Origin of the sequence: Caballeronia hypogeia (assembly GCF_001544875.2) — a bacterium.
In the GTDB taxonomy this organism is placed as follows: Bacteria; Pseudomonadota; Gammaproteobacteria; order Burkholderiales; family Burkholderiaceae; genus Caballeronia; species Caballeronia hypogeia.
Genome location: NZ_FCOA02000014.1, coordinates 169,361 through 184,066 on the forward strand (window position 1 = coordinate 169,361; position 14,706 = coordinate 184,066).

Sequence of the window (14,706 nt, forward strand, 5' to 3'; positions counted from 1 at the left end):
TCACTAACTCTAATACTGCTTTCCAGACGGCGTGAAATTGGCCTTCCCGCTTCAGGAACGAAGCATGCGGCGATGCTTGGGTTTCAACCAACGGAGCGCACAATCATGTCTCATCGACTCAAGACAGGCGATCGCGTCACGTGGAACACTCCGCAGGGGATGACGACCGGCACGGTCGTCCGCAGGATCATCAGGGACACGGAGCTGGACGGCGAAATGGTCGCCGCATCGAAGGAAGACCCGCGTTACGAAGTCGAAACCGAGAAGAGCGGCCAGCACGCGGTGCATCGCGCCGACGGTCTGGAGAAGGTGCACAAGCACTGATCCGCGCGGCTTGCCGCGCGTCGCATATGTGACCGGGCTGGCGACAGTTCAGGCGGCGCGCCCGATTATCCGGTCTTCAATCGTCCGGCGACCTTGTACGCGCAGAGGTTGACGCCGGACGGCGTTGCCCGGGTGCTGACGAGTTCGAAGGAGCACGGCCGGGTTCCCTCGGCGAAGAAGCGCTTGCCCGCGCCCAACAGGACCGGATAGACGACCAGCAGGACTGCATCCGCCAGCCCCTGTTCGAGCAGCGTCGAGGTCAGCGTGGAACTGCCCCACACAATCACGTCGGGGCCCGGCTGCGACTTGATGCGGCGAATGCCCTCGAAAGCGTCGGGCCCAACCCACTCGAACGGCCCCCATTCAAGACTTTCCGGACGATGCGTCGCGACATATTTAGTGGCCGCATTCAGGCCATCCGCCATCGGACTGCCCGGCGCTTTCGGCCAGAAGGCCGACCACATATCGTAGGTGCGGCGGCCCAGCAGCAGATCGAAGCGCCCGCCATGCTCGGCGAAGAGCGCATCCCGGCCAGCCGAAGTGCGATAGGGTGCGGTCCAGTCGGCGTGGGGGAAATCGTCTTCGCCGGAGGCCTGGATCACACCGTCCAGCGATATGTGCTCCATGATCCTGAGCTTTCTCATGCGCGTCTCCCGAATGTTTCGTGTGAAGCAACCAGGCTAGCAGGTGAAGAGTCGCTGCGGCATCGGTCGCATCTACATTCACATCTTCGTACAAGAGGTTTCGCGCATTATGCATGCGATGCCGATGCGTTGAAGCGTGGCAGACGCCGCGGGCCCGCAGCCATGCAATCAACTCATGACTTTCATGAAATATTTTCGATTGTCCGCGTCTCCGCACTCTGAATATATTGCCGGTTACCGATTCGCGCGTGCGCGTCGAGCATTCCGACAGAAGCATTCGCGGGCCGTCAACATCTCTATCCGGTGAACTGATGCAGACTCACGATTCCACCGCCGCGAGCGGCGAACAGGACCCGCTTGCAATCGAGTCCGCGCTTCTCGCGGAACTCGGGGCGGAACTCGTCACGACGTCGGCCGATATCGATCCGCGTTACTTCAGCGCGTACAACGAGGCTCCCGGCCGGCGTCCGCTCGCGCTGGTGAGGCCGCGCAGCGTCGGCGACGTATCACGCACGCTCGCGTTGTGCGCGCGGCTTCGGCAGCCGGTCGTGCCTCAGGGCGGACTGACCGGGCTCGCGCGCGGCGGGGTCGCGCTCGGCGGCGAAATCGTGTTGTCGATGGAACGGTTCGCGGGCATCGAGTCGGTCGATGCTGCGGCTGCGACCATCACCGTGCGCGCCGGTACACCGCTGCAAGCCGTTCAGGATGCAGCGGCCGCGGCCGGCTTCACGTTCGGCGTGGATCTCGGCGCGCGCGGCTCGTGCCAGATCGGCGGAACGATCGCGACGAACGCGGGCGGCACGCGCGCCATCCGTTACGGGGTGATGCGCGAGCAGGTGCTCGGCCTCGAAGCGGTGCTTGCGGACGGCACGGTCCTGTCTTCGATGAACCGCATGCTGAAGAACAACGCGGGCTATGACCTCAAGCAGCTCTTCATCGGCAGCGAGGGCACGCTCGGGATCATCACGCGCGCGGTGCTGCGGCTTCGCCCGAAGCTCGGCGCACCCGCGACCGCGATGTGCCGCGTCGCCGGCTACGATGCGGTGCTGCGTCTGTGGGACCGGATGCGCGCGGTGACGGATGTCGTCAGCTTCGAGGCGATGTGGCCGTCGTTCTATCAATACGTCAGCACGCACACGCCCGGCGTCGTGGCGCCATTCGCGGGCGAGGACGGATTCGCGGTGCTGATCGAGTTCGCGACCAGCACGCCGGGTGGCGATGCGGCGCAGACGCTCGAAGCGTGTCTCGCCGACTGCCTCGAAGCCGGGCTGATCGACGATGCCGCGCTCGCGACGTCGGAGCGGCAGGCCCGCGACATGTGGACGCTGCGCGAAGGCCTCGCGATCGATGAGTTGCCGCATCTGGTGAACTTCGACGTGAGCCTGCCGACCGGCGAGCTCGGCGCGTTCGCAGAACGTTGCGAGGCGGCGCTGCGCGCGCGCTGGCCGGACATCGTGTGCGTTTTCTTCGGCCATATCGGCGACGGCAACGTGCATATCGGCGTGTCGCTCGCCGAACTCGACGATGCGCTCGCGGACGAGCTCGACCGCACCGTCTATGAGGTCGTTCAGGAAATGGACGGTTCGATCTCGGCGGAGCACGGGATTGGCGTGCTGAAACGGGCGTATCTCGCATGCACACGCAGCGACGCTGAAATTGCCCTGATGCGCCTGCTCAAGGCGGCGCTCGACCCACAGCGGATCCTGAATCCGGGCAAGGTCCTTTGAGCGACGCCCGGCGCCCTCGCGCGCCCTAGCTGATTTCGGTTTCGCACGAACCGGCGCGCCCCACGAGCAGACGTTCGAGCGCTTTAGCTTCCGCGCATTGTTCGACGCTCACCACGGCATGCGCCAGCGAAGCGGCTGCATCGCTTCCGATCACCCCGGCCGCAAGACTCCGGTACTTCGTCAGCAGTTGCGTATGGTCCAGCGGGCGGCGCGGGTCGCCCAGCGGGACGGTCGCCTGAAGCGAGCGCATCGCGCCGTCGGCGTAAGTGACGGTGACTTCGGGTTCGTCGAGATCGGCGAGTGCTGCATCCGGTTCGAGGACGATCCGCTCGATCATCGACGCGACGCGCCCGTCCGCGCGCGCCCGTTCGACGAACGCCTCGATGCCCGCATGGCCGAACACGAGCGCGGCGGCGAGCGCATAGGGCAAGCTCATTTGCGCCGATGCCAGATTGACCGGCTTGCGGTCGCCGCACATTCCGTGCACGAAGGCGCTGAGTCTGACGCGCACCTGTGTGACGGGACCGCCGCCCGCCAGCTCCATGAGCGCATCCAGCGCCGCATGAATGCTGCGGCAGCACGCATGCGGCTTGATCGAACAGCGCATGATCTTCCAGTTCGCGCCGAGCTCCGCGACGAGCGCATCGGCGTCTGCCGAATCCGCCGCGAACGTGCGCAGAAAACCGCCCCACACGTCCTCGAAAACATGGCTCGCGCCGCTCACGCCCTCCGCCGCGAGCAACGCCGCAGTCAGGCCGCCTTCCGCCGCGCGTCCGGAATGCAGGCGCTTGGTCTGCGACCCATCATGGATGAAGCCCCAGAGTCCTCCCGCGAAGCTCGCCGCGTGTCCGAGCGCCGCACCGACGCCGCGCGCATCGAGTCCGAGCACGCGCGCGCTCGCGGCGGCGGCGCCGAACACGCCGCAGGTCATCGTCGAATGCCAGCCGCGCCCGTTGTGCGCCGAGTAGCCGCCGCACGCTTCGAGCACGCGCCGCGCGATGTCATAGCCGAGCACGATCGCGTGCAGCAACTCCCTGCCGGAAACGGTCCGCCCGACCCGTCCGAGCGCCGCGAAAACCGCCGGCACGACGACCGCGCCCGAGTGATCGCAGCCGCCGGAATCGTCGAGTTCGAGCGCATGCGCCGCGACGCCGTTGATGAACGCGGCATCGCGTGCATGCGTGCGTCGCGATGTGCCCCAGATGACGGCGTCGCCGGTCGAGTCCATCACCGCACGCGCAACGCGCGCCGGCTCCGTGCGCGCGCCCGCGAGCGCCGCGCCGAGCGTATCGAGCAGATGCCGTTTCGCTTTCTCGACGACCTCATGAGGCAGATCGTCGAACGACGAATCCGCGATGAAGTTCGCGAGCCGTTCCGCCAGCAAGTGCTCCCGCATGTTCATACGATGGTGCTCCTGTGACGCTCGAAGATCTCGACCGGATGTCCGGGCTCGTTGGCGCGGCATCGCTCGCGCCACCATGACGCCGCCTGCGCGCCGGTGGCGAACCAGACATCGCCGCGTGCGCGCATGGTCGCGAGCAAGTCCCGCAGCACGCCGATGCGCCCCGCCGTCCCGATGATCTCCGGATGCAGCCGCATCACGAAGCACAGGCCGAAGCGATGAAACGCGTCGAAGTCTCGCGTCCAGTTGCCGAGCACTTCGCGATACGACGCGATGCGCGACTGGCCGGCCGGCACCGGCGGCGCGAGATTGAACGCGAAGTAAGGCTCGTCTTCGAGTTCCGCGTGCAGCGGCAGTTCGATCAGCGGCGCATCGTGATGGTAGTAAGGCAGGTCGTCGCCATGCCACGTCGAAGTCCACGCGATTCCACGCGCATGCAGATGCGCGGCGAAGCCCGGCGCCCAGTTGCCGGTGAACGGTCGAAAGCCCTCGGGCGGGCGGGCCAGGCTTGCGGTGAGCGCCGCATGACCGCTGTCGAAGGCGTGCTTCTGCTGCGCGAGATCGAGTGCATCGAAGTCCTCGCAGGCCTCGCCGCTCATACCGATCTCGTGACCCGCCGCGTCGATGCGCGCAACGAGATCGCGATGCGTACGCACGACCTGTCCGGGCACGAACCAGCTCGAAGGCACGTCGTATTCAGCGAGCGTCGCGAGCAGGCGATCGACGCCGCGCCTTGCGCCATAGCGCCACACGGACAGCGATTTCTCGCGGCCCCCGATATCCGGCGCCTGCGTGCGAATGCCTAGATCGTCGTTGAAATCGACGGTGAGAATCACGGCGCAGCGCGCGCCGCCGGGCCATTTCGCAGCGTTCGTCATGCGCTCGCCTGCCCGCTCGATATCCACCAGTCGGCGACTTCGCTGCCGGTCGCGAACCACACGTCGCCCGTCGCGAGCATGTGATCGATCAAGGCCTCGATGAGCGCGATGCGCCCCGGCTTGCCCGACACCTTCGGATGAAACAGCGTGGTCATGCAGAGTCCCTCGTCATGCGAGCCGTCGAACTCGCGGCGCCAGTTGTCGAGCGTCGTCTCGTAGCTCGCGATACGATCGAGGCCCGCGGGAAAGTCCGGCCTGCGCTGATATGCGAGCGAGGCGTAATCGTCCAGCTCCCAGCGCGCGGGAATTTCGATCAGGCCACTGTTCGCATCGAGCACATAGGGACGGTCGTCGCCGCGCATCGAACTCGAATAGCGCACGCCGAACGTCGCGAGAATGCCGGCGGTCTCGGCGGTCCAGTCGCCCGACGGCGTGCGAAATCCAACCGGACGCACGCCGAGATGCCGCTCGAACAGTTGCATCGATATCTCCATGACTTCGCGCTGGCGCTGCGGCGTGAGCATCCAGAACGCCTCGTGCCGGTAGCCGTGATACGCGACTTCATGACCGCCGCGCACGATCTCGCGGCAGTGCGACGGCCAGTTCTCCATCACCCACGCGGGGATGAAGAACGTCGCGCGCACGCCGCGTTCGCGGAGCACATCGAGAATCCTGCCGAGCGCGCGCCACGGCCCATAGGCGCCCAGCGTGAAGTACGAGGGATTGCGCCAGATCGAGCCATCGAGCATGGCGCCCCCGGTCGGGCCGTCGAGATCGAACGCGAGCGCGACACACGAACGCCTGCCATCGGGCCAGCGCGGCATCGCGTCGATACGAAGCTCAGTTGCTCGCATTGATCAGCGCCTTTTGCACGCCTTGTTCCTGCAGGCCCCACTTGGCGAGAATCTTTTGATAAGTGCCGTCCGCGATCAGCTGATCGAAGGCCTTCGACACTGCGTCGTTGACGGCCGCGTTGTCCTTCGCCATGCCGACGCCCATGTATTGCGACATGAACGGCGCCCCGATCGTCACATAAGCGTTCTGATCGATCTTGTTCTGATACGGCATGGTTTCGCCGCCCTGCACGGCTGCGTCGAGCCGTCCCTGACGCAGTTGCATGCGCGCGTCCGACGAACCATCGGTGCCGACGACCGCGATCGCCTTCTTGCCCGTCTTCACGCAATGCTCGTCGCTCCACAACTTGATGTTCGTCGGGAACGACGTGCGCCGGCTCGAGCCGATCGTCTTGCCGCAGAGCGCATCCATGTTGGGGAAATCGCCCGCGCGCGTCTTCAGCGCATAGAACTGCGGACCGCTCTTCAGATAATCAAGAAAGTTCACCGACGCGCGCCGCTCGGGAATATCCGTCATGCCCGACAAGATAATGTCGACGCGTTTGGTCGCGAGCGCGCTCAGCATCTGATCGAAGCTCGTTTCCTGCCACACCATCTTCACGCCCATCTTCGCGGCGAGCGCTTCGCCGAGATCGATGTCGAAGCCGGTCAGCTTGTCGGTTTCCGGGTCCTTGAATTCGAACGGCGGATAGTTCGGCACCACGGCGGCGACGATTTCCTTCTTGCCGGGCGCGGACGTCTGCGCGGCGGCGACATCGACATGCAGCAGCGCGACGGCGCACGCCAGTGCACAGAGGCTTTGCAAACGAAGAGTGGCTTTCATGAAATGCTCGCTCCGGAATCGATTGTTTGAATGACCTTCAGAAGTTCTCAGGCCAGCACGGCCGAAATGAAATCGCGCGTGCGCGCATGACGCGGTTCGGACAGCACCTGCTCCGGCGGTCCCGCCTCGACGATCTGCCCCTGATCCATGAAAACGACACGATTCGCCACTTCGCGCGCGAAGCCCAGTTCGTGAGTGACGACGATCATCGTGATGCCGCTTTGCGCGAGACCGCGCATCACGGCGAGCACTTCACCGACGAGTTCGGGATCGAGCGCGGACGTGGGTTCGTCGAACAGCAGCAGTTGCGGATGCATCGCGAGCGCGCGCGCGATGGCCACGCGCTGCTGCTGGCCTCCCGACAACTCCACCGGAAACGCATCGCACTTGTGACCGAGCCCGACGCGATCGAGCAGCGCGCGCGCTTCCGCCACGGCTTCCGTGCGCGGCCGCTTGAGCACATGCACCGGGCCTTCGATCACGTTCTCCAGCGCCGTCATGTGCGGGAAGAGATTGAAGCGCTGGAAGACCATCGCGGTCGCGAGACGCTGCCGCGCGATCTCCTTCTCCGAGAGTTCATGGAGCCTGTTGCCCGTCTGCCGGTAACCGAGCAGTTCGCCCTTCACCCGGAGCGAGCCGTCGCTGATGGTTTCGAGCTGATTGATGCAGCGAAGCAAGGTGCTCTTGCCCGAGCCCGAAGGCCCGATGATGCACAGCACTTCGCCCTCGGCGACATCGAGCGTGATGCCCTTCAACGCCTGAAACTCGCCGAACGATTTGCGCACGTCCGATGCGCGCACGACTGGATTCAACCCTGGATTCATGCGTGTCTCCTCACTGACGGCTCGACGCCCGGCCCGCGCCGCGCGCATAGCGCCGCTCGACGCGCGTCTGCAGGAACGAAAGCAACGTGACGACGACGAGATACCAGATCGCCCCGACGATCAGCAGTTCGATCACACGCCCGTTCGCGTAGTAGATGTTCTGCGCGTTGTGCAGCATCTCCGCGTACTGGATCACGCTCGCGAGCGACGTGAGCTTGACCATGCTGACGAGCTCGTTGCCGATGGGTGGAACGATCACGCGCATCGCCTGCGGAAGAATGATGCGGCGCAGTGCCTGAAGGCGCGGCATGCCGATCGACTTCGCCGCTTCGTACTGACCGGTATCGACGGACAGCAGCCCCGCGCGCACCACTTCCGAGGTATATGCCCCCTGATTGATGCCGAGCCCGAGAAGCGCCGCGAGAAACGGCGTCATGACATCGACCGTGCGCAGCGCGAACACGCCGGGAATGCCGATGGTCGGAAACACGAGCGCGAGGTTGAACCACAGGAGCAGTTGCAGAATGACCGGCGTGCCGCGAAAGAGCCAGACGTAGCCTTGCGCGATGGAACTCAGCACCGGATTGCTGGAGAGCCGCATCACCGCCGTGATGACGCCCAGCGCGATGCCCAGTGCCATCGCGAGAATCGTCATGACGATGGTGTTGACGAGGCCCATCAGGATCGTGCGGGCCGTCAGAAAGCGCCCGACCGTCTGCCACTCGATCTGCCCGCGCGCGAAGGCCGCGACGATATACCCGATCACGACGATGATCGCCGCCGACGCCACATAGCGGCCCCAGTACCTGCGGCGCACGCGCTCGAGCGGCGGCTGTTCCGCCGTCATCGAGTGCTGCGCCTGCTCCGCTGCGCTCAACATGTCGGACCTCCGTATTCGTTTGCCCATTCGCTCTGCCGCGCGAGCGCCAGCTTCAGGCGATCGATCTGCTCGACGACGCGCGCCGGCGCCGTGCCGCCGAAGCCGCTGCGTGCATCGACGGCGGCTTCGAGCGTGAGGCGATCGAGCACATCGGCATGAAGACGCGGATCGACCGCTGCGAGCATCTCCGGCGTCACGTCGGACAACTCGATGCCGCGCTCCTCGCACGCCCGCACCAGCGCGCCGGTGATCTCGTGCGCCTCGCTGAACGGAATGCCTTCCAGCGCGAGCCAGTCGGCGACTTCGGTCGCGAGCGTGAAGCCGAGCGGGGCCTGCCTGCGCAATTCATCGACGTTCACGCGCATCGTGCGGATCATGCCGGCCATCGCGGGCAGCGTGAGCGCGAGCGTGTCGATGCCGTCGAACGCGGCGTTCTTGTCTTCGGCGAGATCGCGGTTGTAGGCGAGCGGCAGCGACTTGAGCGTCGCGAGCAAGCCGCTCAGATTGCCGATCAGACGCCCCGCCTTGCCGCGCGTGAGTTCGGCGATATCGGGATTCTTCTTCTGCGGCATGATCGAGCTGCCGGTCGCGTAGCCGTCGTCGAGTTCGACCCAGCGGAACTGGCGCGAGGTCCAGAGGATCACCTCTTCCGAGAGACGCGACAGGTCCACCGCCAGCATGCTGGTCACGAACAGAAATTCCGCGACGTGATCGCGCGCCGCGACGGCGTCGATCGAGTTTTCGCAAGGCGCGTCGTAGCCGAGCTCGCTTGCGGAAAGCGCCGGATTCACGCAGATGGCCGAACCCGCGAGCGCCGCCGCGCCGAGCGGCGAACGCGCGCTGCGCCGGTCCCAGTCGATCAGGCGATCGACGTCGCGATAGAACGCCTGCGCATGCGCCAGCAACTGATGCGCGAACACCACGGGCTGCGCCGGCTGCAGATGCGTGAAGCCCGTGCTGTAGCTGCGCAGATGCGCCTGCGCCTGAGCGACGAGCGCGTCCTGCAGCGCGATCACATCGCGAGCGATCTTGCGCGCCTTGTCCCGCAGGAACAAGCGCAGGTCGTTGGCGGCCTGGTCGTTGCGCGAGCGTCCGGCGCGCAGCTTCGCGCCCGCCGCGCCGAGACGCTCCGTCAGCACGCGCTCGAGGAACGTATGCACGTCCTCGTCGTGCGGCGACGGCGCAAGCCGCCCTTCGACGAATTCGGCGCGCACCTGCTCCATTTCGTCGAGCAGGCTTTGCAGTTCGTCGGCGTTCAGCACACCCGCGCGCCGCAGTTCGCGCGCATGCGCCTTCGAGCCTGCCAGATCATACGGCGCGAGCCTGAAATAGCTTTCCTCGGAGCGCGACAGCGCCTTGAGTTCGGCCGCCGGCGCGGATCTGAAACGTCCGCCCCAAAGCCGTTCGGTACCTTCCGTCACCTTCATGCCTCGTCCTCGTCACGTTGAGTTCACGACGAGCATAGGCCTACAATTTTTTTGTTTGTAGCGAGATTTTGAACCTGCTTTAATGAAATTTTTCTCAGCATCTCGACCGTGAACCTGTCGAACGATCATGCGTAGCCGCCTGCCGCCGCTCAATCCGCTGCGCGCCTTCGAGGCGACCGCGCGCCATGCCACGGTCGCCAAAGCCGCCGAAGAACTGAACGTCACGGCCAGTGCGGTCAGTCATCAGGTGCGCGTGCTGGAGCAATCGCTCGGCGTCGAACTGTTCGTGCGCTCGCGGGCGCGGCTCAAGCTCACGCCGGCGGGCGAAGCGCTGTTGCCCTCGGTGCGCGGCGCGTTCGAGATGATCGCCACGGCGGTCGCGAAGGTGGGCGAGACGGTCGTCGCGGGAGATCTCGTCGTGTCGGCGCCGCTGTCGTTTACCTCGCGCTGGCTCGCGCGGCATATCGGCGACTTTCTGCATCGCTATCCGGCGATCAAGCTGAAGCTGATTCCGTCGAACGACGACAAGGAAATCTATTCGCCTGACGTGGACGTCTGCATCCGCTACGGCGAAGCGCACTGGAAGGATCGCGCGGTCACGCTGATCGAGCATCCGTCGCTCTATCCGGTGGTGAGTCCCGCGTTGATGAACGGCCCGAAGGCGATCCGCTCGCCCGACGACCTGCGCCACTATGCGCTGTTCTGCGAGCACGCCGGTTCATGGATGCGCTGGCTGATGGAGGCCAGGGTGGAGCATCCCGAGCGCATGCGCATTCTGGAGATCGGCAACGCGCATATCGCGGTCGAAGCCGCCCTGCACGGCCAGGGCGTCGCGCTCGGCGACAGCATCTCCGTGCGCGACGATCTCGTCGAGGGCACGCTCGTGCGGCCGTTCAAGGCAACGGTGCCGTCGCGGCATCCGTATCACATCGTGCGGCCGCCGGAGCGCGCGGATTCGCCGCTCGCCTCCGTATTCGTCTTCTGGCTCGAACAGCAACTGAGCGAGTCGGCGTAACCTTCCGCTGCTCGCGCAGGCATTCGATGAGCGGAGAAGAGCGCCGTCGATCCGACGATGCGGAACGAGTGTTGCTGATGTCGCCCGCTATTGCGATTTCATCAGACGCGATCGCACCGGCCGATCGCGACAGTGCGCGAAACCACACAGACATTGCGTACCGGGTGCATTGATTCGCTCCGCCATTAGCGATACTTTTACACCTGTCCTGGTCGTCGAATTCCCGTCAACGAGAGGAGATCCGTTTCGTGAAGAGAGCGTTGGTTGTCTCGTGCATCATCGTCCTGGGCGCGATAGTCGGCGGCTGCGGCAAGAAGGGTTCGGAAAGCGCCACGGCGGCGTCGGGCGCATCAGCGAGTGAAGCGCCGGTTCAGCCGGTGCAGGGCGCGAGCGATGCCGCCGCCGCATCGGGCGCGCAAAAGGCGGGCCCACTCGGCGCGGTCACGAAGAAGGCATTGCCAGCGGAAGCCGCCGACACGCTGCGGCTCATCAAGGCGGGCGGCCCTTATCCCTACGGCGAGGACGGCGTCCTGTTCCGCAACAGCGCGCTCATGCTGCCGGAACATCCGCGCGGCTACTATCGCGCCTACACGGTTCGCACGCCCGGCGCGACGGATCGCGGGCAACGCCGGATCGTATGCGGCGGAGCGCGCAAGCAGATCAAGGACTGCTACTACACCGAGGATTACTACGCCAGCTTCAAACGCATTTCAGAATGAAGACGGGATCGACCGTCGCGCTCAACGCTTGGCATTGAGCCTTCGCCACAGCGTCGTCTTGCTTATGCCGAGCGCCTTGCACACGGCGTCCCGATCGCCGCCGAATGCGGCAAGCGAAGCGCGCACCTGATCGGCTTCCACCGAACGGCTCAGATCGCGAAGCGAGATATCCGCGCTGCTTTCGGATCGGCTCTCGAACAACTCGGGCGCGATCGCTTCCAGTTCGTCCAGGGTCAGCGCGACGGGCCGATCGCCATCGACATCCATGTCCGCGATCTCCACCGCAATGCGCTCGACGATGTTCTGCAACTCCCGAACATTGCCGGGCCACGGATACTGGCCGAGGCCCTGCTCGACCGGCGCGAGCACGCGCGCCGCCGCATCGCGGTCGGGCACGCGCAGCGCGAGCGCGCGGTCGCGCCTGACGGCCTGCATCAGCAGCGCCGTGGCCAACGGCAGAATGTCGCTTGCGCGCGCGCGCAACGGCGGCAGCGCGACGCTCAGAATATTGATGCGATAAAAGAGATCGGCCCGGAACGATCCGTCGGCGACCCCTTCGGCGAGCGAGCGATGGGTCGCGGCAATCACGCGAATATCGACGCGCGTCGGCTCCGTCGATCCGAGGCGGATGACTTCCCGCTCCTGCAGCACGCGCAACAGCCGGCTTTGCAGCGAAGGCGGCATCTCGCCGATTTCGTCGAGAAACAAGGTTCCGCGATGCGCCGCCTCGATCAAGCCGGCCTTGCCGCCCTTGCGCGCTCCGGTGAACGCGCCTTCCTCATAGCCGAACAGTTCGCTTTCCAGCAGCGCTTCGGGAAACGCGCCGCAGTTCATCGCGACGAACGGAAAGTCCTTGCGGCGGCTCAGGCGATGCATGCTCTGCGCAACCATTTCCTTGCCCGTACCGCTTTCGCCGAGGATCAGCACGGTGGCGTCCGATTTGGCGTAACGGCGCACGAGCGCCCTCACCCGCTCGATCGGCTCCGACTCGCCGACCACATCCTCCAGCCGATAGCGCGCGACGAATTCCTGCGCGCCCTGCCGCGATCGCAGCGTGCGATCGAGCCGCTCGACCGCGCGCGATTCCTGGAACGTGAAGATCGTGCCGCCCGAGACGCCGTCGGCGGCCAGCGGTCCGCGATGGATCGCGTAGCTCACGCCGCGCACCGCGCCGAACACGTCGCCGTCGGCGACGGGCAGGACGCCTTCGAGTTCGGGCGCGACATCGAGCAGCCCGTGTCCGACCGCGCGCGATGCGTCGGCGATACCGAGCGCGGCCGCCAGCCGGCGATTGATCGCTTCGATGCGCCCTCCCGCATCGACCGCGACGACGCCATCGCGAAGATGCTGCAGCAGGTTATCCAGCCGATTGCGCCGCGCGACTTCCCGGCGCATCGCTTCGGCGACTTCGAGCGCGGTCTCGAACGCGGCCACGACAGACGTGCGCGAATACAGGAACACCGAGTGCATGCCCGCGTCGGCCGCCAGATCCGCGACGAGACCGGGACCGACCACGACATCCACGCCGCGATCGCGCAGATCCAGCACGAGGTTCTCCGCGTCCTGTGCCGAGCGATACGACTCACAGATCACGTCGATGCCATAGGCGCCGAGGAAGCGGCGGATTTCCGCGGGCGTGTCGCCGTGCGTGACGAGCGCGACGCTCGCGCCTTCGCGCCGCGCCTTGGTGAGCGCGTGCATCACGTCGAATCCGGTCGGGCTGATGACCACGACCGGCACCGACACGCGGCTCTTGAGATAAGCGCCATTGGAGCCGCCCGCCACGACCACGTCCGGCCGCCCGTCGCGTGCGGATTCGATGCTGCTCGCGGCGTCCTCATAGCCGAGCGGGATGACATCGAGTTCGGCGCGGTCGGCATAGGCGCCGGCGATATCGATGAACAACTGCCTGAGCCGGCTGATGCCGACGGCCCAGATGCGCGGGCGAGAAACGGTTTCGATGGGCATGTTCGTGTATGCGGACGAAGCGGAGGAGCGCGTCCAGTATGCGCTTTCGATTTCAGCTTCGAAATATGAAATTTCAGTTGTGAAAGAACGATCGTGCTATGAGAATTTGTTTTCCATTAAAAATCAATTACTTATAAAAATATCCAGCGCTGGCACGCAATCTGCATAGATGTGCGCACTTTTTCAGGAGACAAACGTGAATTCCGAATTCCAGTCCGCACAGACCGCAGGCGCGCGTTTCCGCCAGGCCGTCCGCGAAGAATCCCCGCTTCAGGTCGTAGGAGCAATCACCGCCTACGCTGCGAAGATGGCCGAAGCCGTCGGCTTCAAGGCGCTGTATCTGTCCGGCGGCGGCGTGGCCGCCAATTCGCTCGGCATGCCCGACCTGGGAATCAGCACGATGGAAGACGTGCTGATCGACGCGCGCCGCATCACGGACGCGTCCTCGCTGCCGCTGATGGTCGATATCGACACTGGCTGGGGCGGCGCCTTCAACATCGCGCGCACGGTGCGCTCGTTCATCAAGGCGGGCGTGGCGGCGGTCCATATGGAAGATCAGGTTGGGCAGAAGCGTTGCGGGCATCGTCCGGGCAAGGAAGTCGTGCCGACCGGCGAAATGGTCGATCGCGTGAAAGCCGCCGTCGATGCGCGCACCGACGAATCGTTCGTCATCATGGCGCGCACCGATGCCGCCGCGTCCGAAGGCATCGACGCGGCGATCGAGCGCGCGGTCGCGTATGTCGAAGCGGGCGCGGACATGATCTTCCCCGAAGCAATGAAGACGCTCGACGACTATCGCCGCTTCAAGGCCGCCGTGCGCGTGCCGATCCTCGCGAACCTGACCGAGTTCGGCTCGACGCCGATGTTTACCGTCGACGAACTGAAGGACGCGAACGTGGATATCGCGCTGTATTGCTGCGGCGCGTATCGCGCGATGAACGCGGCGGCGCTGAATTTTTATGAAACCGTGAAGCGCGACGGCACGCAAAAAGCCGCCGTCGAAACGATGCAGACGCGCGCCGATCTGTACAAATACCTCGGCTATCACGCCTACGAAGACAAGCTCGACCAATTGTTCGCAGCTAAGAAATAACCCTTGTTTCAGGAGACGAATCGATGAGCGAAGCAGACAACAGCACCGCATCCGCCGGCGCATTCAAGCCGAAGAAATCCGTCGCGCTGTCGGGCGTGACTGCCGGTAATACCGCGCTGTGCACGGTG

14 protein-coding genes are annotated in these 14,706 nt (G+C 65.2%); 5 read left to right on the plus strand and 9 right to left on the minus strand.

Annotation, left to right across the window (positions count from 1 at the left end):
* Nucleotides 1-105: 105 nt before the first annotated feature.
* The gene (locus AWB79_RS21215) at nt 106-324 is read left to right on the plus strand and encodes a hypervirulence associated TUDOR domain-containing protein (RefSeq protein WP_061169403.1); all 219 of its coding nucleotides are present in this window, start codon (nt 106-108) and stop codon (nt 322-324) included.
* A gap of 65 nt (nt 325-389) precedes the next feature.
* Here the strand turns inward: AWB79_RS21215 and AWB79_RS21220 are convergent, their stop codons facing one another.
* Nucleotides 390-968 carry a dihydrofolate reductase family protein gene (locus tag AWB79_RS21220; RefSeq protein WP_061169404.1) on the minus strand — a complete coding sequence of 193 codons (579 nt, stop codon included), beginning with the start codon at nt 966-968 and terminating at the stop codon, nt 390-392.
* Between the two features lie 311 nt (nt 969-1,279).
* Between AWB79_RS21220 and AWB79_RS21225 the strand changes: the two genes are divergently transcribed.
* Nucleotides 1,280-2,695, plus strand: coding sequence for an FAD-binding oxidoreductase (locus AWB79_RS21225; protein WP_061169405.1), 1,416 nt, complete (start codon nt 1,280-1,282; stop codon nt 2,693-2,695).
* Nucleotides 2,696-2,720: 25 nt separating this feature from the next.
* Here AWB79_RS21225 and AWB79_RS21230 read toward each other — a convergent pair whose 3' ends face one another.
* From AWB79_RS21230 to argH, 7 genes are read right to left on the minus strand one after another with little or no spacing between them, the layout of a single operon-like run.
* Nucleotides 2,721-4,097, minus strand: coding sequence for an MmgE/PrpD family protein (locus AWB79_RS21230; protein WP_061169406.1), 1,377 nt, complete (start codon nt 4,095-4,097; stop codon nt 2,721-2,723).
* Nucleotides 4,094-4,975, minus strand: a complete 882-nt coding sequence (locus AWB79_RS21235) for a polysaccharide deacetylase family protein (RefSeq protein WP_061169407.1) — start codon at nt 4,973-4,975, stop codon at nt 4,094-4,096. Before AWB79_RS21235 ends, AWB79_RS21230 begins: the two co-directional genes overlap by 4 nt.
* The gene (locus tag AWB79_RS21240; RefSeq protein WP_232470954.1) at nt 4,972-5,829 is read right to left on the minus strand and encodes a polysaccharide deacetylase family protein; all 858 of its coding nucleotides are present in this window, start codon (nt 5,827-5,829) and stop codon (nt 4,972-4,974) included. Before AWB79_RS21240 ends, AWB79_RS21235 begins: the two co-directional genes overlap by 4 nt.
* Nucleotides 5,816-6,652 (minus strand): ABC transporter substrate-binding protein, encoded by an 837-nt coding sequence (locus AWB79_RS21245; protein ID WP_061169409.1) that lies wholly within the window; start codon nt 6,650-6,652, stop codon nt 5,816-5,818. The genes AWB79_RS21240 and AWB79_RS21245 overlap by 14 nt, the downstream gene beginning before the upstream one ends.
* Before the next feature lie 47 nt (nt 6,653-6,699).
* Nucleotides 6,700-7,476: an amino acid ABC transporter ATP-binding protein gene (locus AWB79_RS21250; protein ID WP_061169426.1), complete on the minus strand. Its 777-nt coding sequence runs from the start codon at nt 7,474-7,476 to the stop codon at nt 6,700-6,702.
* Nucleotides 7,477-7,486: 10 nt separating this feature from the next.
* The gene (locus tag AWB79_RS21255; protein WP_061169410.1) at nt 7,487-8,356 is read right to left on the minus strand and encodes an amino acid ABC transporter permease; all 870 of its coding nucleotides are present in this window, start codon (nt 8,354-8,356) and stop codon (nt 7,487-7,489) included.
* Nucleotides 8,350-9,783, minus strand: coding sequence for an argininosuccinate lyase (gene argH / locus AWB79_RS21260; RefSeq protein ID WP_198399066.1), 1,434 nt, complete (start codon nt 9,781-9,783; stop codon nt 8,350-8,352). Before argH ends, AWB79_RS21255 begins: the two co-directional genes overlap by 7 nt.
* Before the next feature lie 127 nt (nt 9,784-9,910).
* Between argH and AWB79_RS21265 the strand changes: the two genes are divergently transcribed.
* A complete protein-coding gene (locus AWB79_RS21265; protein ID WP_061169411.1) occupies nt 9,911-10,798 on the plus strand; it encodes a LysR substrate-binding domain-containing protein in 888 nt (295 codons plus the stop codon).
* Nucleotides 10,799-11,046: 248 nt separating this feature from the next.
* Nucleotides 11,047-11,517, plus strand: coding sequence for a ribonuclease (locus AWB79_RS21270; protein WP_061169412.1), 471 nt, complete (start codon nt 11,047-11,049; stop codon nt 11,515-11,517).
* A gap of 21 nt (nt 11,518-11,538) precedes the next feature.
* Here AWB79_RS21270 and prpR read toward each other — a convergent pair whose 3' ends face one another.
* A complete protein-coding gene (prpR, locus tag AWB79_RS21275) occupies nt 11,539-13,485 on the minus strand; it encodes a propionate catabolism operon regulatory protein PrpR (RefSeq protein ID WP_061169413.1) in 1,947 nt (648 codons plus the stop codon).
* A gap of 169 nt (nt 13,486-13,654) precedes the next feature.
* Here prpR and prpB point away from each other — a divergent pair, with 169 nt between their 5' ends.
* A complete protein-coding gene (gene prpB / locus AWB79_RS21280) occupies nt 13,655-14,578 on the plus strand; it encodes a methylisocitrate lyase (protein ID WP_096031582.1) in 924 nt (307 codons plus the stop codon).
* Nucleotides 14,579-14,706 lie beyond the last annotated feature (128 nt).

Coding starts and splice junctions, on each gene's coding strand:
- AWB79_RS21225 (WP_061169405.1), top strand. CDS start 1,280: ATGCAGACTCACGATTCCACCGCCGCGAGCGGCGAACAGGACCCGCTT.
- AWB79_RS21240 (WP_232470954.1), bottom strand. CDS start 5,829: ATGCGAGCAACTGAGCTTCGTATCGACGCGATGCCGCGCTGGCCCGAT.
- argH (WP_198399066.1), bottom strand. CDS start 9,783: ATGAAGGTGACGGAAGGTACCGAACGGCTTTGGGGCGGACGTTTCAGA.
- prpB (WP_096031582.1), top strand. CDS start 13,655: ATGTGCGCACTTTTTCAGGAGACAAACGTGAATTCCGAATTCCAGTCC.
- prpR (WP_061169413.1), bottom strand. CDS start 13,485: ATGCCCATCGAAACCGTTTCTCGCCCGCGCATCTGGGCCGTCGGCATC.
- AWB79_RS21255 (WP_061169410.1), bottom strand. CDS start 8,356: ATGTTGAGCGCAGCGGAGCAGGCGCAGCACTCGATGACGGCGGAACAG.
- AWB79_RS21215 (WP_061169403.1), top strand. CDS start 106: ATGTCTCATCGACTCAAGACAGGCGATCGCGTCACGTGGAACACTCCG.
- AWB79_RS21230 (WP_061169406.1), bottom strand. CDS start 4,097: ATGAACATGCGGGAGCACTTGCTGGCGGAACGGCTCGCGAACTTCATC.
- AWB79_RS21250 (WP_061169426.1), bottom strand. CDS start 7,476: ATGAATCCAGGGTTGAATCCAGTCGTGCGCGCATCGGACGTGCGCAAA.
- AWB79_RS21220 (WP_061169404.1), bottom strand. CDS start 968: ATGAGAAAGCTCAGGATCATGGAGCACATATCGCTGGACGGTGTGATC.
- AWB79_RS21265 (WP_061169411.1), top strand. CDS start 9,911: ATGCGTAGCCGCCTGCCGCCGCTCAATCCGCTGCGCGCCTTCGAGGCG.
- AWB79_RS21245 (WP_061169409.1), bottom strand. CDS start 6,652: ATGAAAGCCACTCTTCGTTTGCAAAGCCTCTGTGCACTGGCGTGCGCC.
- AWB79_RS21235 (WP_061169407.1), bottom strand. CDS start 4,975: ATGACGAACGCTGCGAAATGGCCCGGCGGCGCGCGCTGCGCCGTGATT.